Source organism: Nocardia sp. NPDC049149, assembly GCF_043197455.1.
GTDB lineage: Bacteria > Actinomycetota > Actinomycetes > Mycobacteriales > Mycobacteriaceae > Nocardia.
This window is the reverse complement of record NZ_JBICTD010000006.1, coordinates 218,917-242,432: the sequence shown is the minus strand read 5'-3', so window position 1 is coordinate 242,432 and position 23,516 is coordinate 218,917. Positions and strand designations below refer to the sequence as shown.

Below are 23,516 nucleotides of genomic sequence, written 5' to 3'. Positions count from 1 at the left end.
CGAACCTGGGTTGCCCCGGGCAGCACTAGAGCTGGTTGAGCCGTTCGGCGAACTTGAGCCAATCGTTGGCGATCGTGCCCGCCAGTTGCGCAACGGTTTTCGTGCAGTGGTCGGGGACGCCGACGGCCAGCGCGTCCCATTCCTGCTCGGTCGGGTGCGCCGCCAAGCGGCGGAGCAGCGCGCGGCCCGGTTCGGTGAAGCGCAGGGACGGATCGGTCCGCAGCCCCTGGATCAGCACCGTCGGGTCCTTCGGTTCATTCGCGGTCTGGGGACCGCACGGCTTCTTCTTCGTCGCCTTGGCGACGTCGGTATGTCGCCGCGGTACCGGCTCCTCGCCCCGCCTGATCCGTTGGCGCACATCATGTGCCGTGCCGACGGAGACACCGGCGGCCTTGGCCAGCTCACGGATCGGCGCCTCGGGCATGTCCGCGATCAGCTCGCCCACCCGCCGCCGACCATCGTCGGCGCTCAACGAGCGCGTCCTGCCGTCGCGCCCCATCCTGATGTTCGACTGGCCATCTTGATCAGTTGAACTCAGCCGGATCCGGCCGACGGTGCCGTGCGCGAGACCGACCGTCGCCGCGATAGCACGATCAGACCATTCGGGAAATTGCGCGAGTATTCGCGCGGCCGCGGCTCTGCGATCGGACAATGACAAAGGCAGGCCGTGACTATTGTTCATTCGCACAGACAATACGAATGCTTCATGGTCCGTTCCGTCGAAAAGTTGTGCACGAATCGTAGTCGCGCCGCGCAGCACAGCCGCTTTCACGCGGTGGATGCCGTCGATGACACGCATCGTCTTCTTGTGTATCAGGATTGGCGGCAGCACCGCATCGACCTCGGCCAGCGCCCGGATATGTTCGACGTTCTCGCCGAGAATGCGGGGCGAGCCTGCGAGAGCAAGGGTCTCCAAACGGATTTCGACGACACCACTGACGTTCGCGCATTCGTAGCGCCCCGGCAGTACCACCTGGAATCGGCCATCGGAGGAGTCTGCGCCGAACGGTTCGACGGCCGCGGACCGTATCGCCGCTGGCAAACCCACCTCCCGAAGCACAGGTGTGGATGTCAACCCTTCCATCATGGTTCCCTCTCTACAACACTCTCAACACTGAGCAACCGCCGTGTAGGCGGCCCAACACATTTCACCGACGGCGTGCAACACCGAGCACGACGTCCGGCGGGCGGGTGAGCCCGCAAGATATTCGCAATACTTTCTGGCGGAATCAAACTGGCGCCGACAGCGATGTCCGAGAATTCACTTCGTGTTCGCTCCGGTACCACAATCACTGTCGGCGAACCCGACGCAGACAGGTCGGGATTCGACGAATATCCCTTTACCCCAAGGGAATTGACATACCAAGCGCCGCGTAGTGCGGCCTCGCCGAGCGGAGCGCCGCGCGGCCGACATAGGTACGGCTTAGCTAACCCCTTCTGATCGCGTCGCGGACAGAACGCACTCTGCCCACCTTCGCCGGGGACTGTACCGGAGAAAACTTCCAGCCTGAACGACGACTCCCGCGCCCGGCAACCGCTGCCGCACTACGTCTACGACCCGGTGCGCCGCAACTCGATTCAGCGCTTGTCGCGCTGGCCTTCGGCGAGCTGTTCGCTGGTCTTGTCGGCACCGACGCGACGTTGCATGGCGGCGACCAGACCGGGCGCGACGCCGGCGACCATGGCGGTCAAGCGCAAAGTCAGCGGAGCAACGTCCACCTCGGCCTGGTTCTTGTCGATGGCGCGGATCGCCGCGTTCGCCACGTCTTCCGGTGCGCGGGTGCCGACACCGAGCGGCAGCGACGCGCCGGAATCGGCGAACATGCCCGCGTCCCTGATATAGCCGGGGAACACCGTCGAGACGCCAACGTTGTGCGGCCGCAAGTCCTCTCGCAGCGCGAGCGCGAAACCGCGCATCCCGAACTTGGTTGCGTTGTAGAGCGACGCCTGCCTGGACGCGGTCTTCCCGGACAGCGACGAGATGAAGACCAGGTGCCCACGGCGCCGGGCCACCATCTGTTCGGCGGCCAGCTTCGCCGTGATGATCGGCGCACGAAGGTTGACATCGAGCGCGCGATCGACCTCGCCGACGGAGTAGTCCGACAACAACCCCATGGCAGGCAGCGCGGCGTTGGCCACGACCACATCGATCTCGCCCGCCGCGCCAAGCAGTTTCTCGATCCCGTCCCGGTCGGCCAGATCGGCAGGGATGGCCCGGCCGCCGAGCCGCTCGGCCAGCGGCGCGAGCACGTCGGCCCGACGCCCGGTCAGCACCACCTCGCCGCCGCGCGCGGCGAACGCCTCCGCCAACGACCGGCCGATCCCGCCGGTAGCCCCCGTCACCAACACCCGCGCGCCCCGTAGTTCCATCGCAAATCTCCCGATCCTCGACGAGCCAACCTCAACCCACATTACGTACGCGAGCAGTCACTCGCCGAAGCCGCTCGGGCGCATCAGCACCTTGACCCTCCCGCTACGTGAGGCGGCACAGTGGCAACCATGGCAGACATCGAACACACCGTCGGCGCGGTCGCCCAGATGACCGGCGTATCGGTGCGGACCCTGCACCACTACGACGAGATCGGCCTGCTTCGACCGAGCGGGCGCAGCGCGAACGGCTACCGACGCTATGGCGACCTCGATCTCGACCGGCTGCAGCGCATCCTGTTCTATCGGGAACTCGACTTCAGCCTCGACCACATCGCCTCCGTGCTCAACGAGGCGGGACTGTCCGACGAGGGCCATCTGCGGCGCCAGCACGAGCTGCTCAACCACAAGATCGCCCGGTATCGGGCCATGGTCGACCTGATCGACAAGGAACTGCGCGCGCGTCGTTCCGGAATCACCCTGACTCCTACCGAACGGCTCGAAGTATTCGGCGGGGATCGCTTGGTCGACACCGCCGACGAAGCCGAACAACGCTGGGGTGCTACGCCGGAATTCGCGCAACGGCGGACCCGGACCGCCGACTACACCAAACAGGATTGGCTGCGGCTACGCGCCGAACAACGCGATATTCACCAGCGTCTGGCCGATGCGATGCAGTCGGGCACGCCGGCCGACGATCCGGTTGTCATGGACCTCGCCGAAGAACACCGTGTTCATCTCGAACGCTGGTTCCACGATTGCGATTACGGCGTTCACCGTCGCCTTGCCGAGGATTACCGCGCCAACCGCAGGCTCGGTCGCAACTACGACGACATGGTGCCGGGGCTGTCGCGCTATGTCCACGACGCGATCCAGGCGAATTGCCGACGGCACGGTCTCGGCGACGACTACTAGCGCGCTACGGCGCAGAACTCCTTGGTGTCGTGCCGTTCCTGACGACCGGTGCGCGGCGCATGCGGCAGGTAGCGGGACGGCGCAGCCGGCCGTTCGACGCACTGGGTGAAGACGTGATCGACACCGGCGAGGCAGTGGGGGCAGCGCCGATTGGGGTGACCGGCGGGGACAGTCGCGATTCGCTGAATTGGTTCGGTGCTGAAGTTCGCCACGATGTCTATCTCTCCGTGAGTGTCTAGATGATCCTGCCTCCACCTGACTGGTCGCTTGCTCTGCTGCCGCCGTTACCGGGCGGACCTGCCACTACGCAGGAGTTAACGACAGCTTCAAATCACCTCGGCATTGCTGATCAATAACTGATCGGGTGATGATCACGCTTCGCCGCCTCGGTGGAGCTGCGGTCAGTTATCCACAACCGGCCAGTAGGTCCGCAGAGGCTGCGGCAGCGATGACGTGACATGAACCCAGCGGCATCGAGAGATACCCGTCACACCACTTCGGCGTTTCGAGGCCAAAGTCACAGGTAGAAGCCATTTCCCGCAGATCGAAACCTCACCTATGGGGCATTCCGGACGCATCCTTCCATTTGACAGATTTAGGGCTGGCTAACTTAAGCTCTAGCGTTGTGACCTTGCCCGACAGGACCCGAGCTACCCCGGTGTTGCCTCGAAACTCGGTGCTGGTCAGCGGGTTTGCCGTGCTGCTGCTGCGCAATCCGCAACGCCCCGCGCTCGGCGCACGCTCGGTGCCCGTGCCGATCATCCCGGAGGCGGTCTGACCGCGCAGCGGCCGAACCCGAGGCCCACTCCACAACGTCGCCGCACCCGACAGGCGACGTCGCTTCACCCAACCAGAAATGAGGACGAAACATGTCCACACGACGATTCCGGATGCCAGGCCTAGGTCGCATCGGCGTCGCACTGGTCGCCGCGGCGGTCAGCCTGCCGATCCTCGTGGCCTGCGGCAATGGTTCCAGCACAACCGATTCCACGCCGTCGGCGGCCGACGCGGCGAGCTTCCCGCGCACGCTGGACACCGTGATGGGGCAGGTGACGATCCCCCATGCACCCAAACGCGTTGTCGTACTCGACACTGCCGAACTCGATTCGGTGACCCTGCTCGGCATCAAGCCGGTCGGTGCGGTGCTCCCGCACACGAAGTCGCGCGGCGGCTTCCCCGACTATCTCGCCGACAAGGTCGGTCCGGCAACCGATGTCGGCCCGCTGCTCGAGCCGAACCTGGAGCGCATCGCCTCGCTCAAGCCCGATCTGATCCTGTCGTCGAAGGTCAGGCACGAAAAGATCTACAGCAAGCTCAGCGGCATCGCACCCACCGTCTTCACCGAAACCACCGGCGGCCCATGGAAAGCCAACCTGGCGGTGCACGCCAAGGCGCTCGGGCTCGACCAGCAGGCCGCCGACGCGCTGAAGAACTACGAGAACCGCGCGCACGACCTCGGCGCCGCGATCAAGGCGAAAAACGGCACGCTGCCGACGGTTTCGGTGGTCCGCTTCATGGCGGGACCGACGCGGCTCTACCTGAACACCTCCTTCAGCGGCGTCGTGCTCGACGACATCGGCCTGCCGCGCCCGGCCTCCCAGGTCGCCACGGACCCGAAGAAGACCATGAAGGACGTCAGCCCCGAGCAGGTCGACCAGGCCGACGCGAACCTGATCTTCATCGCCACCGTCGACGATCCGGGCAAGACGGAAAAGGGCGCGGTCACCACCAGCCCGATCTGGCGTGATCTGGCCGCGGTCAAGGACGGCAAGGCCATCGACGTGTCGGACGAGATCTGGATGTCCGGCATCGGTGTGCAGGCCGCCGACAAGATGCTCGCGGACGTGGCGAAGGCGACCGGCGTGGAGCAGAAGTAGCAATGCGGCTCTACCTGCTTGCCCTCAATCCCACCGACTCGGTCTCCGACGGGTACCTGCCCGCGGCCGCCGCGCTCGGTCTCGACGTCACGATCCTGACCGATCAGCCCGCGGCGCACCTGCTGCGGCACCCCGATATTCCGGCCGTGCGCTGCGATGTGCGCAATGTCGAGGCGGTCATTGCCACCATCGCCGGATTGCCTGACCCGGACGCGATTTTCACCAACAGTGATCATCTGCAGACCACGGCCGCGCTGGCCGCCGCCTACTTCGAGCTGCCGGGCAAGGACTGGCGAGTGACTTTGCGGGCGAAGAACAAAGCGCAGATGCGCCGCCATCTCGCCGCCGCCGGACTGGATACCGTGTGGAGCACCGAGCTGACACCGCACCAGGATCCGGCTGAATTGGCCGCGCTCGACGTGCCGTTTCCGTGCGTGGTCAAACCGCGTGAGGGCGTGGCGAGCGAGAACGTCGTCATGGTCGAGCGGCCAGAGGATCTGATCCTGTGCTGCAAGCAGATTCGGGAGCGGGTTCCCGAGGTGACCTTGGTCGTCGAGGAATATCTCGTCGGCGACTTGCACACACTGGAAACAGTGGGCGACGGCGTCCAGCGCACCGTGCTCGGCGGCTTCCGCACCACGCTGTCGGCGCCGCCGCATTTCATCGAGTTGCGTCACACCTTCACCCCGGCGCACCCCGAATCAGTGACGACGCAGGTACTCACCCAACTCGAGGCGCTCGGCGTCGGATTCGGCGCCTGCCACACCGAATTCGTGGTGCATGGTGGCCGGGCCAGGCTCATCGAAGTCAACTACCGCAGCATCGGCGATCAATGCGATCTTATGTTGCAGCAGTTGCTCGGCATCGGGTTGTTCGAGCGCATCCTGCGGACCTACCTCGGCGAGCGGCTGCCGGATGATCTCGGCCTGCGGACCGACGGCGCGGGACGGATCGACCATATCTGCGCATCCGGTTCCGGCACATTGACTTCGCGGCCCGAGGCGGTCGACACCGTCGTGGACGGAGTGGGCCTCACCTACCGTCCGCTGCGCACACTCGGTGTGCACCAAGCGCTCTCGCACACCAACCGTGATTACGTCGGCGTGCTGCGGACGATCGGGACCGACACCACTGCGGTCGATCGAGTCGCGGAGCAGTTCCTCGCGGCCCAACGCTGGGAGATCACGTCGTGAGCGGGCTCGCGCGCGAACGCACGGCGGAACCGAGCGCCAGCGAGGTGCAGCCGTGAGCGCCGCCGTGTCGTCCGAGGTGGACGAGCACGAACAGTATTTGGTGTTCCGGGTGCTCGCGGCCATGCTGCGCGAGGACGTGCTCGGGCTGCGCACCCGCGGCACCGAGGTGGTCCGGGCCGACGGCCGGTGGGTGCGGCTCGGGGCGAGCACCGAGCACGGTGTCGACGCGCTGCTGCTCCCGGTGACGTCGGATGGGTTCCTCTGCGCGGACACGGCCAGGCTTCCGTTGCTCGTGCGCGAGTCCGATGGATCCGAATTGCGCAGTGTCGCAGAGATTGTCGGCGCACTCGCGACCTTCGCGGAACCGGCGGACCGCAGCGGGTTCCTCGGATTCGCGGCGGAGTGCGCACAGACGCTGGCAACCATCCGATTGCACGCCGCGACCCGGCAACAGATCTCGGACGCGCTCACCACGTCCTACGGCGACCGGCTCGACCGTTGGACCGGCCAGGCCACGTTGGCGTTCGACACACTGGCCGCCCGCCACGACCATCCCGTGTACCCGACCGCGCGGGCCCGTTCCGGGCTGAGCGAAGGACAATTGCGTTCCTACACACCGGAATTCCATCCTCGGTTCATGCTGCGCTGGCTGGCGGTCCCCCAGGCGGCGGTCACCGTCGCGGGTGGCGTCGACTTCCCGCCGTACTGGCCGACGCCGGACCGGCTCGGTGCACCGCAGCTGGCCGACAGCCACCTCTTACTGCCGATCCACCCGTTGACCGTCGGCGCCGCCCTCGACGCGGCGCTGCGCGAGCTGGATCTGCACGCCGACTCCGTGCTGTTGGACCAGCCGTATCTCGAGGTGATTCCGACGTTGTCGACGCGAACGGTCGCGCTCGCCGCCGACCCGGCCGAACATCTCAAGCTGCCGCTGGCCACCGCGACACTCGGACAGCGCAACGTGCGCACGATCAAGACGCGGACCCTGGTCGACGGCGCGCTCTGCCAGCGGCTGCTCGAAACGGTCATCGCCAGGGAACCTCGCTTCCGCCAGACGATTCTGCTGGCCGACGAGAGCACCTACGCCCATGCCGAACACGAGTTGCTCGCGGTGCTGCGGCGCCGCTATCCCGCCGAGCTGGACGGCGGCGTTGTCGTGCCGATGGCGGCGCTACTGAGCATGGCCGGTGCTGATCGCCGTGTTGTCGACCATCTCGCCGACCGGTTCTACGACGGCGACCCGATCGCACTGTTCGACGCCTGGCTCACCCTGCTCTTCGACTGGCAGACAACCCTTTTCGGCTACGGTATCGCGTTGGAATCGCATCAGCAGAACATCTCGCTGGTGCTGGACATCCACGACGGGGCAACCCGCATGCGGATGGTGTTCAAGGACAACGACACCGCCCGCGTGCACACCGAACGGGCGCATGCCCGGCTCGGTGGCGAACCACCGAGGTTCACCGATCCGCGCATCAATGTCGACGACGATCGCGCGCTCACCGATCTGTTCAGCACGATCACGATGCACCTGTGCGCGGGCTCCTACGCGTTCGAGCTGGCCAGGCTCGGCCACGCACCGCTGTCGAAACTGCTACTGCTCGTTCGTGATCGGCTCGAGCAGGCGATCGGCCGGGTCGGCGACGCCGAACGGCTACGCGCGGAGGTGCTGGATGCGCCGACCCTGCCGGTGAAGGCGATGGTCAGCGCGGGAACGCTGTTCAGCAAGGAACGATCCGGCGCGACCGACATCAACAAGCACTACACCGCAGGACCCAACTATCTGCGCACCCTCGGCGGTGCGCAATGACCGTCACCGCGTCGAAATCCGCTGACCCGCAAGAGGGTGCGAATCGGCGGGTGTACACGGTGGCGGGCTGCTACTTCGTTGCCTCGTTCGCCGCGCTCGGCCTGCCGCCGTACTTCACCGCGATGCTGCCGGAGCTGGGTGATCCGACCGCGCGGTGGGCAGGTCTGCTGTATGTCGTGCCGACCGTGTTCGGTGGGCTCGGTGCGCCGTTGTGGGGCAGGCTCGCCGATCGATTCGGCCGCAAGAAGTTGTTGCTGCGTGCCCAATTGGGGCTCGCGGTGGCCTTCTTGCTCGCAGGCCTTGCCGATTCGATTCCGGTGTTCACCGCGGCGCTGGTGCTGCAGGGCGTGCTCGGCGGCACGTTCGCGGCATCGAACGGCTATCTCGGTGCGGCACTGCGCGGTCCGGCATTGACGCGGGCGCTCACGCTGCTCCAGCTGAGTGCCCGTGCCGCCTTGGTTTTCGCGCCGATCGTGGTCGGTCTGCTCTCGGTGTGGCTTTCGCCGCATCGTCAGTACATCGTGCTCGCCTTGCTGCCGTTGTCGGCGGCGCTGCTCCTGCTGTGGCTGCCAGAGCCCGAGGCGAGCGAGGACAGCGGCAAGAAGAACGGAACCGACGGCGCCGCACCGGATCCACGACCGTTGCGCGCGTTGTTCGCGCTCGAGTTCACCGTCGTGTTCGCCACCGTCATCTCGTTCCCCTATCTCGTCGCACTGGTCGGGGCCAGACTGCCCGACCTGCCCGCGGCGGTGGCAGGCCTGTTGTTCGCACTGCCGCATCTGGTCTATCTCCTGACGGCGATGTCCTTGCAGCGTCGGTTGCGGACCGGACCGCTGCCGCCGGTTATCGTCGGATTCGCCTGTCTGGCAGTGGGACTGGCTGCCCACTGGGTGACCGATTCCCTGTTCGGATTCGTTGTCGCCCGCCTGATCCTCGGCATCGGCCTCACCCTGTGCCTGCTCGGCCGGAACATGCTGGCCTCCGACTGTGCCACCGGCAGAGCGCCGGGCGGCATGTTCGGTTCGCTCGAATTCTTCGCCAAGGCCGGTGCGGTCGCCGCCGGTGTCGCGGCCACCGCGGTCAATCTGCGATACGGCCCGGCCGCGCCCGCACTGGTGGGTGGCCTCGCCGCCGTCGCCGCACTGATGGTCGCGCTGACCGTCGAAGTCCGCCAACGTCTTTCGCCCACATAACGGAGTAGTCACATGTCTTTGTCGAGCACATCGCTATCGTCCGTCCCCCGCCAGGCGCGTGCCGCCCTGCCCAGTGCGGACGAGGTCGTCGCGCACACCCTGCTCAATTGCCTGCTGCGTGAGCTTTCCGGACCCGAACAGCAGGTGACGGTCGCCGGCGATCAGCTGCTGCTGCGGCTGCCCCGCCGTGGCGTGCGTCTTCGGGTGCGGCTGCGACGCACCTCCCTGATCGGCGCGCATCGGTTCACCGGGCCGGTCACCGAATTCCGCGACGGCACATGGGTCGACGTGGACTGGCAGCGCCTGGCCGCGCACATCCATGACGAACTGACGCTGCACACCGGCGTGCACAACGACGAATTCCTCGAGCAGGTCGCCTCCAGTCACCGCACCATCACCGCGACCACGGCTTCGCGCGGCACCGGGCAGGCCCTCGCCGCCGCCGACTATCTGACCTCGGAGCAGTCGCTGCTGTACGGCCACCGCTTCCATCCGACGCCGAAGGCACGCAGCGGCGATCCGGAGTTGTGGGAGCGTTATGCGCCGGAGAACGGTGGCGCGTTCGAACTGCGGCTGCTCGCGGTGCGATCGCATCTCATCGCAGAGGAATCCACTGAACCGGACGCGGTCGCCGCCTTCGATCGGCTGTCACCGGAGGTGCCTGCGGGCTATCGGCTGCTGCCCGCCCACCCGTGGCAATACGAACTGCTGCGGGACAATTCGGCGTTGCGCAATGCGTTCTCGCGTGGCGACATCATCGATCTCGGGACGAGCGAGCGGATGTTCGCCGCCACCGCTTCGGTGCGGACCCTCTACGACGGCGAAACCTTCCTCAAGTTCAGCCTCAACGTCCGAATCACCAACTGCCTGCGCAAGAACGCCAGCTACGAACTGTCCGGTGCGGTCGCGCTGACCGGCCTGCTTCGCACGGTCTTCGAGGATCTCGAGACTCGCTTTCCCGGACACGGGATGCTGCGCGAACCCGCCTACCGCAGCATCGCGCTGCCGGGAGCGGACGGCACCGCGGATCGTGCTCTGCTGGAAGGTTTCGGCGTGATCGTCCGCGAGGGCCTGTCCGCGCGGTTGCGACCCGGGGTCACCGCGCTGCTCGCCGCGGCAGTCGCGGACGAGTACTCGACCGGGCCTGCGCAGATCTCGCCGCTGCTCGGTGACGGCGATGCCGAGGACGCATTGCGTTGGTGGACGGCGTATCTCGAATTGCTGATCCCGCCGGTCCTTGCCGCCTATTTCGACCACGGCGTCGTGCTGGAACCGCATCTGCAGAACGTCGTTGTCGGCGTCGATGGTGTGAACATGCCGGTGCAGGTGCTGTTCCGGGACCTGGAGGGCACCAAACTGCTGCCGGAACATCATGCGGCGGCGCTCGCCGGGCTGCTGCCCGAGGTCGGTTCGCGGATGTCCTACGACGCGCAGCAGGGTTGGGATCGAGTCGTCTACTGCCTGATCGTCAACAACATCGCGGAAATGCTTGCCGCACTGGCGGACCGGCATCCGGAACTGGAAGCCACCCTGTGGGCGCGCGTGCACGAGACGCTGGGCAACTACGCGAACCAATACGGTTGCCCGCCCCGCCTGGCCGCGCTGCTCGCCGGAGTTCCGGTGCCCGCCAAGGCCAACATGCTCACCAGGTGGGAGCGCAGAGCTGACCGCGACGCGGGTTACGTCCGGCTGCCATCGCCCTTCCCGCGTGCCGAGTCACTTCAGTTGCGCAGCAACGCTTTCGACATGGAGGCGGTCCGATGATCGCGTTGACCGAACCGGTGCTGGCGAAGGTGACGGCGCTGTCCGGCACCGAATTGCCCGCCTACCTCTACGATCTCGGCGCTTTGCGCGACCACGCTGCATTCGTTCGCGCGGCGCTGCCGGACGCCGTCGAACTGTATTACGCCGCCAAGGCCAATCCGGAGCCGGAAATCCTTGCCGCGCTCAGCGATATCGTGGACGGGTTCGAGGTGTCCTCGGGCGGCGAACTCGCCCACGTCGCCAAGGCCGTGCCGCAGCGGCCGTTGGCGTTCGGTGCGCCGGGCAAGACCCTCGACGAACTGACCGCCGCGCTCGAGCACGGCGTGCACCGCATGCACGTGGAAAGCGCCACCGAGCTGCGCATGCTGGCCGCCCTCACGGCAAACCGTCCGGCGTCCGCGCCCATCGGGGTGCTGCTCCGCGTCAATCTGGCCGTCGACGGCGGTGCGCTCGCCGACAGTGCACTGGCCATGGGCGGCAGGCCGACCCCGTTCGGTCTCGATCCGGCTCAGGCCGACGCGCTGGCCGCCGAACTCGCGGACGGCCGGTATCCGGGTCTGCGCTGGCACGGTGTGCACGCCCACCTGGCCAGCGGGTTGGACGCCGCCGAACTCGTCGAGGTCGCGGCGTCGATCGTGAACTGGTCGACCGCGCTCGCCGCACGCCATGGTGTCGAGCTCACCGAGGTCAACGTCGGCGGCGGGATGAACGTCGACTACACCGCTCCGGAAAGCCGTTTCGACTGGCGAGCCTACGGCCGCGGTCTTGGCCGCATCGCCGAGGCCAACCCTGGGCTGCGCTTGCGGATCGAGCCGGGCCGGGCACTCACCGCGTATTGCGGGTGGTACGCCACCGAGGTGTTGGACGTGAAGCTCAGTCACGGAACGGAATTCGCGGTGGTGCGTGGTGGAACCCACCATCTGCGCACCCCGGCCACCAAGGGGCACGACCAACCGTGCGCGATTGTTCCGGTCGACTCGTGGCCGCATCCGTGGCAACGACCGACCGCCGGGCAGCAGGAAGTGACCGTGACTGGTCAGCTTTGCACTCCGAAAGACCTTTTGGCACAGCATGTTGCCGCGCCAGGGCTGCGGGCGGGTGACCGCGTGGTGTTCGGACTCACCGGCGCGTACGCCTGGAACATCTCCCACCACGACTTCCTGATGCACCCCTCGCCTACCTTCCATTTCCTCGGCGGCCTTCCGGCGGGGACCGTCTGATGCTGCGCCGCAACGAGGTCAAACGAAAGCTCGCCGAGGGCGGCACGGTGCACGGCCTGTTCTGCTCGACGCCCGCCCCGGCAGTCGTCGAGATGATCGGCTGTGCCGGTTACGACTTCGTCATCATCGACGCCGAACACACGCTGATCGATCCGCAGCAACTGGAGAACCTGATCCGCGCTGCGGAGGCGACCGGCCTGACCGCCTTTGTGCGGGTACCGCCGAACGATCCCGGCGCGATCCTGCGGGCACTCGACGGCGGCGCCCTCGGCATCGTGGTTCCGCACGTGCGCAGCCGCGCCGATGTGGACGCGGCCATGCACGCCGCCTACTACGCGCCGGTGGGTATGCGATCGCTCGGCACCGGCCGCGCCGCCGGATTCGGCAGGCTCGACCCGGTCGAGTACATCGCGACGGCCAATGCCGAAATCATGCTGATCCCGCTGATCGAGGACGTCGAAGGAGTAGACGCGATCGAGGACATCCTGTCCGGCGGCGGCATCGACATGGTGCTCCCCGGCCCCGCCGACCTCTCCCAATCCTATGGTCTACCTTGGCAATTGACCCACCCGACGGTGCGCTCAGCAGTCGCAGACCTACAGTCCGCCTGCACCACCCACAACGTGCCCTTCTGCGCGATCGCCCGCACCCCCGACCGCTACACCCAATGGCGCAACGCCGGCGTCCGCGCCTTCAGCCTCGGCGACGCCACCGACCTAGCCGCAGCCGCCCTACGCCACAACCTCACCAACCTCACCCCCTAGTGCCCTAACCCATTGCACGGCATGCGAATCCGCACCCGCTCGGCGCCGGACTGCGAGAGGGTCAGCGTATGTGACCGGATCAGCCCTACAACCTCGGCATGCCCCCGTGTGGACTGATGAGCACCAGCGGTGCCGAGTCCTCCCGCAGGTAGCCGAAGTCCTCGCAGTACTCGATGTGCTGATGCCCGCCGTCCATCATGGAACCCACGCTGCAGAGGTCCTCAGCGAGGAGCGCCTGGTGCTGGCACAATTCGAGTGCGAAAACCTCTCGCTCACAAGACATTCGATTGATCGTTCAGTTCGGGGAAGTCGCGACGGAGCCGATCGAGACAGCGGCGGACTTCACGCAGGTCTCGTTCGAGACGGCGCCCCTCGGTGGTGGAACGTGGGGTTCCACGCAAGGTCGCGGTGGCCTGGACTGCTGAGGTCAAAGTTTCGGCCTCCACGCTGAGTAGTTCATAAAACATCCGAGCCTGCGCCACATCGGATTCGTCGTGCACGGGACACCTACCTCAGACGGACATCCCGTCACTCGTTCGCCTTCTGTACACACAATTGTTACGCATGATTCACGGTATCGCTGCCACATAGCGAAGCGTCAGCGGCGTGACAGCCGCCTCCGGACGGGCGCCGCCAGCGCTCCGTTCGTGGACTCCCCCAGGTGACCGAGCACACCGAGAGGTCGGCAGCAACAGACCGGTCACCGACGGAAATGTGCCACACGCCACGGCATTCGCGTCGGGTGGGGCTCTCGCGATAGCTTGGCGGGGTGATGAGCAACGCGGTATCCACGACGGCAGGAGCATGGCGGGCGGGTGACGGCGCCGCGGTGCCGTTGCGTGAGGCGACGGTGGCGTGGGCGTTGGCCGCACACGCAGAGCTGGCCGAGATCGCCACCGGGTACGGGCATTTCATCACGATGAACGAGCTGGCCGAGCGGGTACAGGAAGCCTCCGGTGTGCACACCGGCGCACCGACCCGCACTTGGATGGACGCCATCCTGCGCAAGATCGCCAGGCGCTGCCACAAGGCAGGCGAGCCACCGCTGATCGCGCTGTGCGTGCGGCAGAACCACACCGTCGGCGACGCCTACAAATACATGCTGGAACTCGCCGGCCTGCCGATCCCCGAAGACCTCGAGCTGCACGCAGCCTACGCACGCTGGCAGTGCTACCAGCACTACGGCGCAGAAATGCCGGCCGACAGAGGAGTTCCGCCTCTCACCCCCAAGGTCGCAGGCCGCCGCCGTCCCACAGCGCCCACCCCACAGGTCGAAACCGCACCGCAGCCGACACGCACGGCAGTGTGCACCGAGTGCTTCACCCAACTCCCGGCCAGCGGAACCTGCTACTACTGCGTCTGACGGCCGGCCCGATACCGGGCAGACTATGCCGCCGCGCCATAGACCGGATCTGTTGCGCGGCAGGCGCTTGCAGCGATGCGACGGTTCCGCCTTGGCTCGTGCGTTTCATGCATCACGGCCGGTGAATCTGCCTCTTCGACACCGAAAGTGCGGCGCAAGCGGGCCACCGAGTGGTGGCCCGCTTGCATCAGTTCGTGCACGCTCAGATCGAGCGCATCCACAGTTGCCAGCCGCTACCCTGCTGACCGTAGACACACTCGGGTCGGGTGTCGGAGCTGCCGTACCACGCCTGGTGCCGTTCCCCCGCTGCCACACACTCACCGTGGGTCTGATACTCACCGACGAACACACCCTCGGCGCTCGCGTTGCCCGCCATCGCGCCGACCACGAACATCGCCGCAGCACCAGCTGCCAATGATTTCCATATCTTCGTCATGCTCAAACTTTGCCAAGCGCACGCCAATCCACTATCCCCAGGACTGGGGAGCGTTGCCTGTGCGCCACTCGAGCTTCCGACCTGGCCACTTCGGACCGCACGATCGCGGCATGACAACGCGTCCGCCTGTGCGAAAGTTGCTGTCATGGCAGCTGAAGTGACGCCGGGCCGCGAGGTAGCACTCGAGACGAGTCGCCTACTGCTCAGACCTTGGCGGGTAGCCGAGGCTGTCGTCCAGCGCGAGCTGTGGACCGAACGTGATCCACGGGTGCCGCCGCACCGTCGAATCGACGCGGATGGACGCCCCACGGTCGCAGACCTCGAGGATTGGATCCGCACCAGCCAGCCGTCGTCTACCGGCTTGCTGGCGGTCGAACGGAAGGCCGAGCGGGACGTCATCGGCTATGCGCGAGTGGAACACCGCCCACGACCAACCCGCTTCTCCGGTCGCGACGAATATGCCCGCCAACGCACGACCCAGCCAGTGGCGCAACGACATTCTCGGCACGTTCGTCAACGCGATCCCCGTGCGCATGGCCGAGGATCTGCCCGACGACTGGGACACCGTGCTCGCCTTCGTCACCAGCACGACGCGGCAGGCCAAACAGGAAGGCCTCTATACCGGGGTGCCAGAACTGCTGTGGCCGCTGGGCGCGCTGCCCCGAACGTGGAAAGGAACGTTCCGCCGGTGGCTCACGACCGGAGCCGCCACGGTCGGCCTATCCAATCTCGGCGTTCTGGACCTGACCGGATTGCCGGTCGACGCCCTGTGGTTCTCCCCACCCACGTGCGCGACGTCCGGCATAGCCATCGGCGTTGCCAAGGCCAACGGACGACTCACGATCTGTGCTCGCTTCCGCCGAGATCGGTTCAGCGACACCGGCGCTGCCGCGTTCGTCGACCACTACCGGCGCACACTGCTCGGCGAAAACACCATGCCGAGCTGAACCCGCCGAGTCCTGGAAAACAATGAAGTCGCAGGTCACTGCCCTGCGACTTCATTCAGAGTGGTTCTGCCCGAACGCAACCAGACCGGCACTTCAACCCGCCGAAAGATTGAGGCTACGATTCCCTATTACCGCGAACGTCTAGATCTGAGGCGTTACAGATTTCAACCACCGCCTCCGAAGGCACCCCGTCCAACAGGACTATAGGAACCGATGCGATATCGAAGGTTTGCCCTCGTTGCGGAAGCTCGAAGTAGAACCACAGACTGCCATCGGAGATTCGATATCCGTGGGCACGGACGCGGAGATCACTTTGATGTCCCCGTATCGTGCCCAGGTCTACCGCGTACAGCCGCATACCGGTTCGAGGTGCGACGGTCAGAGGAGGCGGTGGAGATGTTATGCCAGCCTCAGGCAACCTCGGTTCACCAAGCAATATCGGCTCTCCCCGCGGCGATTGTGCGACCACAGCGCTAGATATGGAAGCAACCGAAAACTGATGCAGCGGACCCCCGTCGAGATTCTTTGCGAACATCGAAAAAACAACATCCGCATCATCATCCTCACTGTCGAGACCATATGCATGCGAGAAGATTCGAATCTCTTCTCCGGAAACAAGCAGCGGCACCTCCAAACCCAGCTCGAAGGCCGGCGGACCGCCAATCCATTCAGCACGTCCCTTTAGCGTCATCTCACTTCCCATATCCCGGCACCCCTAGAATCTCCCCGCCTCTTTCAATCGCTTTGTCGAAATCCGGATTCTTCGAAATCTGTTCGAGCCACTTTCGCGGCGGCGGCGCTCCGTACTCATCTTCGAATTGTTTCGTATTGAAATTGTACTGGTATTTTACGTCATTCTTGTTACCTCTGCGGTCCTCGGTCTGCAGATGGAGTGAGCCCACCTTCTTACCTGGGGAAAAATTCTCGACGTCGATCCGCCAATACGGCTTGCTCTTGTCCCTCTCATAGCCCAACCTCAACGAATAACTAAGCTGGGTGCCCTTTGAGCCGAGCATGCTGCCGTCAGGCGATACCGTGCTCGGCAGCGGCTGGCCTGCCACCTTCGGGGCCCCCGGGGTCATTTGACCTTGGCTGGCACCCTCGTCTTGGTCTCCAGGCGTACGCGGCTTGCCCGGGTTCTTCGGGTCCGGCTTCGGCGGCTTCTTTCCCCCAGGTGCCTCACCGCTGAGGTCTAAAGAGTTGATCGGGTCGGCGTTGACGTAGTCGTAGTTGTTGGCTGATCCGCCGAGGATGGGGTCGACTTGCAGGAACCGGCCGAGGATGGGCAGGTAGGTGCGGGCTCCCATCTCGAGGGCTTGTTGGCTGGCGACGTGTTCGATGGGGACGGTGTGCTGGCCGAGGTATCCGAAGTCCATGCCGCCTTCGGCAGTGGCAGGGATCGGGATGTCACCGATGACTCCGGTGACGGGATCGATGTTTTGGCCGTACGGGTCGTATAGATGGAGTGCGCCGGTGCGCGTGCTGGCGCCGTCGGCGGTGAGCAGGATGTCGCCGTGGATGTTCGGGTAGGACCAGTTGGCGGTTTTGGTGTCGGTGTAGCTCTTGGTGAGCAGCGCGCCGCCGGGCAGTTTCAGCACTCGTTGCCGCAGATTTCCGGAATCGTCGAGGACGAAGTCGGGGCCGCCGGAGTTGGCGGTGAAACCGTAACGGGTGACCTGTGCGGGTTTGTCGTTGTCGCGGACCGTTCGCTTGGTGATGCGGTCGATGACGTCACGGGTGTAGACGACTGATCTTCCGGCCGCCGTCGTGGTGGAAATGTGTCGGAGAGTGGAGTCGTACCCGAGGGTGTCGGTACCGACTTTGGTCGCGTTGCCGTAAGCGTCGTAGGTGAACGACAGATCGGTAGCCCCGCTGGTAGACAACAGCCGGTCCGCGTCGTCGTAGCAGTAGTTGGTTGTGGTCGCCGGGGCGCCGTTGACACTGTCGGTGAAGGCAGTGCGGTTGGTGTTGGATCCTGCCTTCTTGTTCGGCCCGCAGCCGTTGTCGCCGGCGAAGCTGTAGGTGAGCTGGTGGTGCGGCACGGCAGCCGCGACCAGGCGGCCGACACCGTCATAGGTGTAGGAACTGTTGTAGGTGGTGCCGGAACCGGCAGTGTCGGTGATGGTTTCGTCGGTGACGCGTTGGTCGCGGGATCGAGTGACCGCACTGGTGACGGTGGAGCCGGATACCTTCCATGCGAGGCCGCTCGTTGAGCCGGCGTCGTTGTGGGTGATCGCGAGGTTGGATCCGTTGCCGTAGGCGACCTTGTCCAGGATTCCTGCGGTGTAGCCCGGGGTCGCGACCTTAGCCCCGTCCAGGTCTATCCCGGTCAGCCGCGACGCGTCATCCCAGGCGTAGGTCAGAGTCGAAGTAGCCCCCTTGACGGCGGTGGTTTCACTGATGACGCGCCCGGCAGTGTCGTACTTGCTGGTAGTCGTGGCGCCGCTCGCGTCTGTGTAGGACACGGTCTGGCCGAGTAGGTCGATCGTGCTGGTGGTCGATCCGCTGTTGTCGCTGACCTTCAGTTTCAGCGGGTTGCCGCCGACGGCGAGGTCGTAGGTGATGGTGCGTGCGGGTTGGTCACCCATCGCCGGGAACGACTTCTCGATGGTGCGACCACGGGCGTCGTAGCTCAGACACGACCATGGCTCGTTGTTGGTGCGGGCCGCGACAACACGCCCTGCGCCGTCGTACACCTTCTCGGTCACGCTGGCTGATCCGGCCGAGTTCTTCTGTCCCCGAACGGTCTTGACTTTGCCGCCTTGATTGGCAGCTGCGGAGTTCGGTTTACAAGGATTTGAGCGGGTTTCGCTGTCCCCGTAGTACGTGAAGGTGCCACGCTTGTCGGGATTGGTGAGATCACCGCCAGGCAGGGCTGCGGCCAATTGGCGCAGGTAGCCTTGGCCGGGCTTTTCAACCAGCATCCGGCCGGTCAGGTTGATGCCGCCCGGGTCTCCGGTTTTGGAAACTGTCAGCCCGAACACAGGATCGATCCCGTTGCTCGGGTCCGAGTAACTTGTCGCGAGTTTCTTCGCGGGTGCGCGTTCGATGTCGCCGCCGGAGGCGTTCTCAGCGATCTGGCTGGTTTCGAGTCCATACCGAGGCTGCAGGTTCTGCCCAGGCACTGTTACAGGGGATCCGGTGCTTGGGGGTGTCCAGGTGAAGTCGAGTCCACCGCTCGTACCGCTGCGGTTGTAGTAATCGACCCGAACACGATGCCAGCTACCAGCGGTGGCGTTGGTGTAGGCGCCAGAGACAGAGGTAGCGGCCTTGTCAGTCCAGCTATCCACAATGAGTGCGTTGTCGATCCACAATCGGACACCGTCGATGACGGTGAACCCGAGCTTGTACTCGCCAGCCGTCGGGAACTTCATCTCACCGACGAACCGGCCCGACCAGCCACTGCTATTCGCGACCGGCGGCGTCGAACCCCAATTGTGTTTCAAGCTACCGTCGGTAGAGCCGCCGCCTGTGCTCCACTCCTTCGGGACACCTACCAGGAATGGGTTGTCGTAGAACGCGGTCTCCAGTCCGACCAGGTTCTCGTCATACTGCTTGCTGGTGTGCGGCATGGTTTCTGCGCACTCCGGCTTAGGTAGCTGCCCGTTGAAGCATTGACTCGGAGCCGGGCCGTACTCATCGGTCGGCCGATCCGCGTGGTCATAGACCAGGGTCGAGCGCCTACCGGTCGAGTCGACCCTGGCGGTCAGCTTGTCCTTGTCGTTCCATTCGGCGCGCGTAGTGTCGCCGACGGCATCGGTCGAGGTGACCGATCGGCCGCCGTCGTCCCAGGTTACGGTGCGGATGTTGAAGGTGTTGAGCCCTCCGATCCCCATGAACGCTTTTTTGTTCGCGATGTCGTATCGGTACCCATGCATCGGCCGCACCCCGAAGTCACTGCCGTTCGGCGTCGGCAGATCGACACGTATCACGCGCGAATGCGGAGCCTTGGTACCTGACAAATCGTCGTAGAACGAGTCGTATTCGAACGATGTGCGCTCATAACCAGGAACGGTCAATCCCGCGGCACGCGCGTCCATGGCAAGACTGTCACGGACCTCGTTGAGTAAGCCGACGGCGTTCATCGCCTTCAGCTTCTTCTCAGTGTCGTTGCCTGCCTGGTCGTATTCGAGCTTCGCGTTTGCCAGGTTCAGGTAGCTGTAGTCCCGGATTTCGGAACCGGGGTTCTCGATGCGACCGAGGGCACCGACGATGTACCAGAGCCGGGTTTCGGTGCCGTCCCAGTATTTGATCCGGCACAGCTTCTGCGGCGGTGCAGAGTGAGATCCCGGCGGAAGGGCGGCTCCGCCATAGCATTTGTCGCTGTTGTCGGTGTTGTAGTACAGGGTGTGCGCCCGGTCCGACACCGGGTCCTTGATCTCGGTCAACCGCCCCGGGGTCCCGGAATACAGGTATTGCAAAGAGGCAGGTTTCTTGCTGTCGGCCACCGACGACACCGCCGCCAGGGTGCCATCGACGTTGAAGATCGACACCACACCGTCTCCGGTGACCGAGATCCGGCCACCGGCATCGACAGCGAGAACACCGTCTTCGTCCTTCGGCGGTGCGTAACCGCCCGCCGAGACCTTGGACCAGGTGGCTTTACCGCCTGCGGTGTCGGTGAGAACGACCGAACCGTCGAGCATCTCGGCCCGGACATACTTACTGCCCATCAACCCCAGCGTCCAACCGTTCGGCAGGGGTGAGGGGTCCTGTGCAAACAACCACTCGGTTTTGACGATCTGGGGATTCCAGTTGTGGGAGCGCTTGTCGCTGGCACCGGTGGTGCTTTTGGCCCACAACACCATCTTCGGCTTCTCGGTCGTGCGGTGATACAGCTCGACCTTGACCGGGACGCGCTGTCCAGCGGTCAACGAGACATCAGTGGCCTTCTTCGCGGTCGCGGTCGCGAAATCTGAGCCGACAGCAGAGGAGTTCGGGTTGTCGTAGACGGGCTTGCCGTCGATCCAGATCTTCGCGCCATCGGCGTGCGAGCCAGCGAAGCTGAAGTCGCCGGTGACCGCGGGCAGGAAGTGGCCTTCCCACCGGATGACGAACCACTGCTTGTCGAGTGCGGCCGGGAGCGGATCTTCCTTGAAGGGAGAATTCTCTGGCACGTTGGACCAGATGTTGCCCCAGTCCAGGTTCACCTGCGCCTCGCCGCGCACCATCACCGGTGTCGCGTCCGGGGCACCGTTGTGATCGGCGTCGTTGAAATACGACGCCCGCACACCGTGGGAATCCCCGCCCGAGCGCGAGTTGTACGCGAACGTCACCCCCGCGGAACCACCGAGCGCCTCGAACACCGGACCGCCGGCCTCGGTGTGGAGATTGCCGTTGAAGAAGTTGACCGTGGCCGGACCCAACGTATCGCTCGGCGCCGGGCCCGGCTTTCCGATACGCATGTCAAAGGTGAACTGGCCCACCCACTTCGAAGGCGTCGGCGTCGTTCCATCCGGTGCCACCGTCGCCACGGTCCAGCTGTAGCGACCACCGTCGTGCAGCACATGTTCGGGCACCCGCCACTGCGGGTCCTTCAGACAGCCCGAGTCGACGACGCTGCCCGAGCGGCCGTCGAAGCCGGTGGAGATCTTGAAGCAGTATTTGGTCCCTGTCGGGCCAGCAGTGACCTCCAACAGCGGTTGATCACTGGCGATCACCGCCTCGTTAACCGGCCGGACCAGGTTCACCTGCGGACCCGGGTTGGGCTTGGGATCGGTCGGGTCGGTGGGATTGGTGGGGGTGCCGTCGCTGTAGTCGATGCTCAGCGCGACCTGCAGCTGCTTGAAGGAGTTGGTGTTGGTTTCGGTGCCGCCCAACATGAGCCAGGCGTTCTTGTCGGCGGCTTTGGCGCGGTCACCGAGGTAGGCGGCCAATGCCGGCGAACTCAGCGATCCCGATTCCCCGACGCTGGTCGAGGCCAGCTCCGGACCCCGCGCATCGAAGCCCGGCGGAGTAGTTGCCTGGAACACACTCACTTGCGAGACGGGCTTCATCTCCGGCCAGGCATTGAACAACTTGAGATCCATGCGGGCTCCGGTGACGGTCTTGCCCGCCACAGGACTCAAGTTGTAGCGCAGCGCCGTGCGCCAAAAGTTGTTGCCCAGAGCGTTTCTGGAGTTTCCGGTGCGGATACCGCAGTTGTCCTCCTCCGAGCAAGGCCCGGCGCCCTGGCGATAGGCGATCGCCTCGGCTTGGCCACCGAATCCGAAGGTGTAGGTCGGGTCGACCGTCACCGGGAACTTGCGGGCGGAGTCCTTCAACCATTTCTTGTCCACAGCCACCGTGAGCTGCCACGCCTCGCCGTCACGGGCAAGGGTGTAGGTGCCGCCGGTGCGCGCGGAGGGCTTGTTGTCCTTATCGCTGCCCGCCGAATCCCAGACCTCGATCGGTGGCAGCGCAGCCACCACCTTTCCGGCCTTATCGGTGATCTTGACGGTCTTGCCGTCCGTCTTCGGCGTGAGCGCGCCGGTGTTCAGCTTGAACACCCAGCGGCCTTCGCCCACCGCGGCAGCGGATTTCAGCACGATCGACTCTTTGATCGCATCCGCGGACACCTCGTAGGTCACGTCGGTATTCGGTAGCGCGTTCTCATACTTCGCGGTCGAACCGGTGACCTTGCGGCCGACCTTGGCCGCACCCTTCAACTCCACAGTGACCGGCGTGCCGTTCTGGTTCACCCGGAACAAACTCGGATCGTTGGCATGCTCGGCGAGATCGACCCCGACACCGATACGCGCCGCGCTGACCCGCTTGGAATCCTTCTGCGCCACCAACCGGGTGTCGATCGGATCCCAACCACCCTTGCTGTTCCGCACACTGACCGGAACCTGCGACAACACCACCGTCTTGGTGCCATTGGCATTGGTGAACTCGACCGAATCCTCGCTACGCGCAGACTCCTTCGACGTCTTCGCATCGAAACCGCTCTTCGGAGCCGCGGCGGCAGCACCACCACCACCTGCCAGCAAGGGCGTGAAATCCGCCTCCGGCGCAGCCTGCTTACCGATGAGGGAAGGCTTAGGAACAGCCTTCGACAACATCAGCGGCACATCCCGCGGGTTCATCCCCTTCGGCTTTGCGGCGGCCTCCGGAGAAACAACAACCTGCACCAGCGTGGCAACCAACACCGCGACTAGCACAGACGCCCATGAAAGCGGGCCATACCGATCCCAACAAGCAGCCAGCCGACGCGCAGAGGCGTCGCCAAGACGGCGAGAACTCATCACAACTCCCGATATAAAACCTAGAAATAGGCATGCGAAATCAGCCGCGAGCGACTACCCGACAAGCCAACTCGCGACGAAATAATCAATACCGAATTACATTGAAGTCCGATTAAGATCGACCCGTCGATCGTCGAAGTCTTCAAACATCACCGAACAGTGTCTCGAGACACCTGTCATCACGGATTCCCTCCCTACCCAGCGATCCCTTCGAGTGCTGAAAATACCGGACGATCAAGCGCCTCAGGTCCCCACTTGAGTGGGAACCCCACTCCCCTGCTCCTCGCGCACCCGTCCACAGCGAGTCGTACGCATCCCTTGGTAGCGCACCCAATTCACGTCGAATTCATCGTTACGTGAGAAATGCCTTCAGGCATACCGAATTCGTAAACGCTCCGCGACACAATCACTTCTCACCCGGACCCAGCCACCACGGCGGCA

The 23,516-nt window shown here is 64.9% G+C and carries 17 protein-coding genes; 12 read left to right on the top strand and 5 right to left on the bottom strand.

The annotated features are described in order from the left end of the window. Positions 1-25: 25 nt before the first annotated feature. Complete coding sequence (locus tag ACGFNJ_RS25350; RefSeq protein WP_393452874.1) at positions 26-1,087, bottom strand: ParB N-terminal domain-containing protein; 1,062 nt, start codon at positions 1,085-1,087, stop codon at positions 26-28. 491 nt (positions 1,088-1,578) lie between these two features. Continuing rightward, positions 1,579-2,370, bottom strand: a complete 792-nt coding sequence (locus tag ACGFNJ_RS25345; RefSeq protein ID WP_393452871.1) for an SDR family NAD(P)-dependent oxidoreductase — start codon at positions 2,368-2,370, stop codon at positions 1,579-1,581. A gap of 129 nt (positions 2,371-2,499) precedes the next feature. Here ACGFNJ_RS25345 and ACGFNJ_RS25340 point away from each other — a divergent pair, with 129 nt between their 5' ends. The 10 genes from ACGFNJ_RS25340 (at position 2,500) to ACGFNJ_RS25295 (ending at position 13,103) form a co-directional block, all read left to right on the top strand. Beyond that, positions 2,500-3,282, top strand: coding sequence for a MerR family transcriptional regulator (locus tag ACGFNJ_RS25340; protein WP_393452868.1), 783 nt, complete (start codon positions 2,500-2,502; stop codon positions 3,280-3,282). A 29-nt stretch (positions 3,283-3,311) separates the two neighbouring features. Continuing rightward, the gene (locus tag ACGFNJ_RS25335; protein WP_393452865.1) at positions 3,312-3,521 is read left to right on the top strand and encodes a hypothetical protein; all 210 of its coding nucleotides are present in this window, start codon (positions 3,312-3,314) and stop codon (positions 3,519-3,521) included. A gap of 392 nt (positions 3,522-3,913) precedes the next feature. Further along, the gene (locus ACGFNJ_RS25330; protein ID WP_393452862.1) at positions 3,914-4,060 is read left to right on the top strand and encodes a hypothetical protein; all 147 of its coding nucleotides are present in this window, start codon (positions 3,914-3,916) and stop codon (positions 4,058-4,060) included. Between the two features lie 91 nt (positions 4,061-4,151). Beyond that, positions 4,152-5,159, top strand: coding sequence for an ABC transporter substrate-binding protein (locus ACGFNJ_RS25325; RefSeq protein WP_393452859.1), 1,008 nt, complete (start codon positions 4,152-4,154; stop codon positions 5,157-5,159). Between the two features lie 2 nt (positions 5,160-5,161). Beyond that, positions 5,162-6,352 (top strand): acetyl-CoA carboxylase biotin carboxylase subunit family protein, encoded by a 1,191-nt coding sequence (locus tag ACGFNJ_RS25320; protein WP_393452856.1) that lies wholly within the window; start codon positions 5,162-5,164, stop codon positions 6,350-6,352. A 52-nt stretch (positions 6,353-6,404) separates the two neighbouring features. Beyond that, positions 6,405-8,162 carry an IucA/IucC family protein gene (locus ACGFNJ_RS25315; protein ID WP_393452853.1) on the top strand — a complete coding sequence of 586 codons (1,758 nt, stop codon included), beginning with the start codon at positions 6,405-6,407 and terminating at the stop codon, positions 8,160-8,162. Further along, positions 8,159-9,355 (top strand): MFS transporter, encoded by a 1,197-nt coding sequence (locus tag ACGFNJ_RS25310; RefSeq protein WP_393452850.1) that lies wholly within the window; start codon positions 8,159-8,161, stop codon positions 9,353-9,355. Before ACGFNJ_RS25315 ends, ACGFNJ_RS25310 begins: the two co-directional genes overlap by 4 nt. Before the next feature lie 12 nt (positions 9,356-9,367). Then, the gene (locus tag ACGFNJ_RS25305) at positions 9,368-11,119 is read left to right on the top strand and encodes an IucA/IucC family protein (RefSeq protein WP_393452847.1); all 1,752 of its coding nucleotides are present in this window, start codon (positions 9,368-9,370) and stop codon (positions 11,117-11,119) included. Beyond that, positions 11,116-12,339, top strand: coding sequence for a type III PLP-dependent enzyme (locus tag ACGFNJ_RS25300; RefSeq protein ID WP_393452844.1), 1,224 nt, complete (start codon positions 11,116-11,118; stop codon positions 12,337-12,339). Before ACGFNJ_RS25305 ends, ACGFNJ_RS25300 begins: the two co-directional genes overlap by 4 nt. Continuing rightward, a complete protein-coding gene (locus tag ACGFNJ_RS25295; protein ID WP_393452841.1) occupies positions 12,339-13,103 on the top strand; it encodes an HpcH/HpaI aldolase/citrate lyase family protein in 765 nt (254 codons plus the stop codon). Before ACGFNJ_RS25300 ends, ACGFNJ_RS25295 begins: the two co-directional genes overlap by 1 nt. An 85-nt stretch (positions 13,104-13,188) precedes the next feature. Here the strand turns inward: ACGFNJ_RS25295 and ACGFNJ_RS25290 are convergent, their stop codons facing one another. After that, positions 13,189-13,386: a hypothetical protein gene (locus ACGFNJ_RS25290; protein ID WP_393452838.1), complete on the bottom strand. Its 198-nt coding sequence runs from the start codon at positions 13,384-13,386 to the stop codon at positions 13,189-13,191. A 489-nt stretch (positions 13,387-13,875) separates the two neighbouring features. Here ACGFNJ_RS25290 and ACGFNJ_RS25285 point away from each other — a divergent pair, with 489 nt between their 5' ends. Further along, complete coding sequence (locus ACGFNJ_RS25285) at positions 13,876-14,466, top strand: hypothetical protein (RefSeq protein ID WP_393452835.1); 591 nt, start codon at positions 13,876-13,878, stop codon at positions 14,464-14,466. 202 nt (positions 14,467-14,668) lie between these two features. Here ACGFNJ_RS25285 and ACGFNJ_RS25280 read toward each other — a convergent pair whose 3' ends face one another. Further along, positions 14,669-14,902, bottom strand: a complete 234-nt coding sequence (locus ACGFNJ_RS25280) for a hypothetical protein (protein WP_393452832.1) — start codon at positions 14,900-14,902, stop codon at positions 14,669-14,671. Between the two features lie 404 nt (positions 14,903-15,306). On the opposite strand from ACGFNJ_RS25280, the gene ACGFNJ_RS25275 reads away from it, so the two are divergent. Then, positions 15,307-15,849, top strand: a complete 543-nt coding sequence (locus ACGFNJ_RS25275; RefSeq protein WP_393452829.1) for a hypothetical protein — start codon at positions 15,307-15,309, stop codon at positions 15,847-15,849. Between the two features lie 692 nt (positions 15,850-16,541). Here ACGFNJ_RS25275 and ACGFNJ_RS25270 read toward each other — a convergent pair. Next, entirely contained in the window at positions 16,542-22,979 is a 6,438-nt protein-coding gene (locus ACGFNJ_RS25270; RefSeq protein WP_393452826.1) for a PA14 domain-containing protein, read from the bottom strand. Between the last annotated feature and the right edge of the window lie 537 nt (positions 22,980-23,516).

Bases quoted from the DNA above. Each gene is read 5' to 3' on its own strand.
- ACGFNJ_RS25350 (WP_393452874.1), bottom strand. From the start codon at position 1,087: ATGATGGAAGGGTTGACATCCACACCTGTGCTTCGGGAGGTGGGTTTG.
- ACGFNJ_RS25345 (WP_393452871.1), bottom strand. From the start codon at position 2,370: ATGGAACTACGGGGCGCGCGGGTGTTGGTGACGGGGGCTACCGGCGGG.
- ACGFNJ_RS25340 (WP_393452868.1), top strand. From the start codon at position 2,500: ATGGCAGACATCGAACACACCGTCGGCGCGGTCGCCCAGATGACCGGC.
- ACGFNJ_RS25325 (WP_393452859.1), top strand. From the start codon at position 4,152: ATGTCCACACGACGATTCCGGATGCCAGGCCTAGGTCGCATCGGCGTC.
- ACGFNJ_RS25320 (WP_393452856.1), top strand. From the start codon at position 5,162: ATGCGGCTCTACCTGCTTGCCCTCAATCCCACCGACTCGGTCTCCGAC.
- ACGFNJ_RS25310 (WP_393452850.1), top strand. From the start codon at position 8,159: ATGACCGTCACCGCGTCGAAATCCGCTGACCCGCAAGAGGGTGCGAAT.
- ACGFNJ_RS25305 (WP_393452847.1), top strand. From the start codon at position 9,368: ATGTCTTTGTCGAGCACATCGCTATCGTCCGTCCCCCGCCAGGCGCGT.
- ACGFNJ_RS25300 (WP_393452844.1), top strand. From the start codon at position 11,116: ATGATCGCGTTGACCGAACCGGTGCTGGCGAAGGTGACGGCGCTGTCC.
- ACGFNJ_RS25295 (WP_393452841.1), top strand. From the start codon at position 12,339: ATGCTGCGCCGCAACGAGGTCAAACGAAAGCTCGCCGAGGGCGGCACG.
- ACGFNJ_RS25290 (WP_393452838.1), bottom strand. From the start codon at position 13,386: ATGTCTTGTGAGCGAGAGGTTTTCGCACTCGAATTGTGCCAGCACCAG.
- ACGFNJ_RS25285 (WP_393452835.1), top strand. From the start codon at position 13,876: ATGAGCAACGCGGTATCCACGACGGCAGGAGCATGGCGGGCGGGTGAC.
- ACGFNJ_RS25280 (WP_393452832.1), bottom strand. From the start codon at position 14,902: ATGACGAAGATATGGAAATCATTGGCAGCTGGTGCTGCGGCGATGTTC.
- ACGFNJ_RS25275 (WP_393452829.1), top strand. From the start codon at position 15,307: ATGCGCGAGTGGAACACCGCCCACGACCAACCCGCTTCTCCGGTCGCG.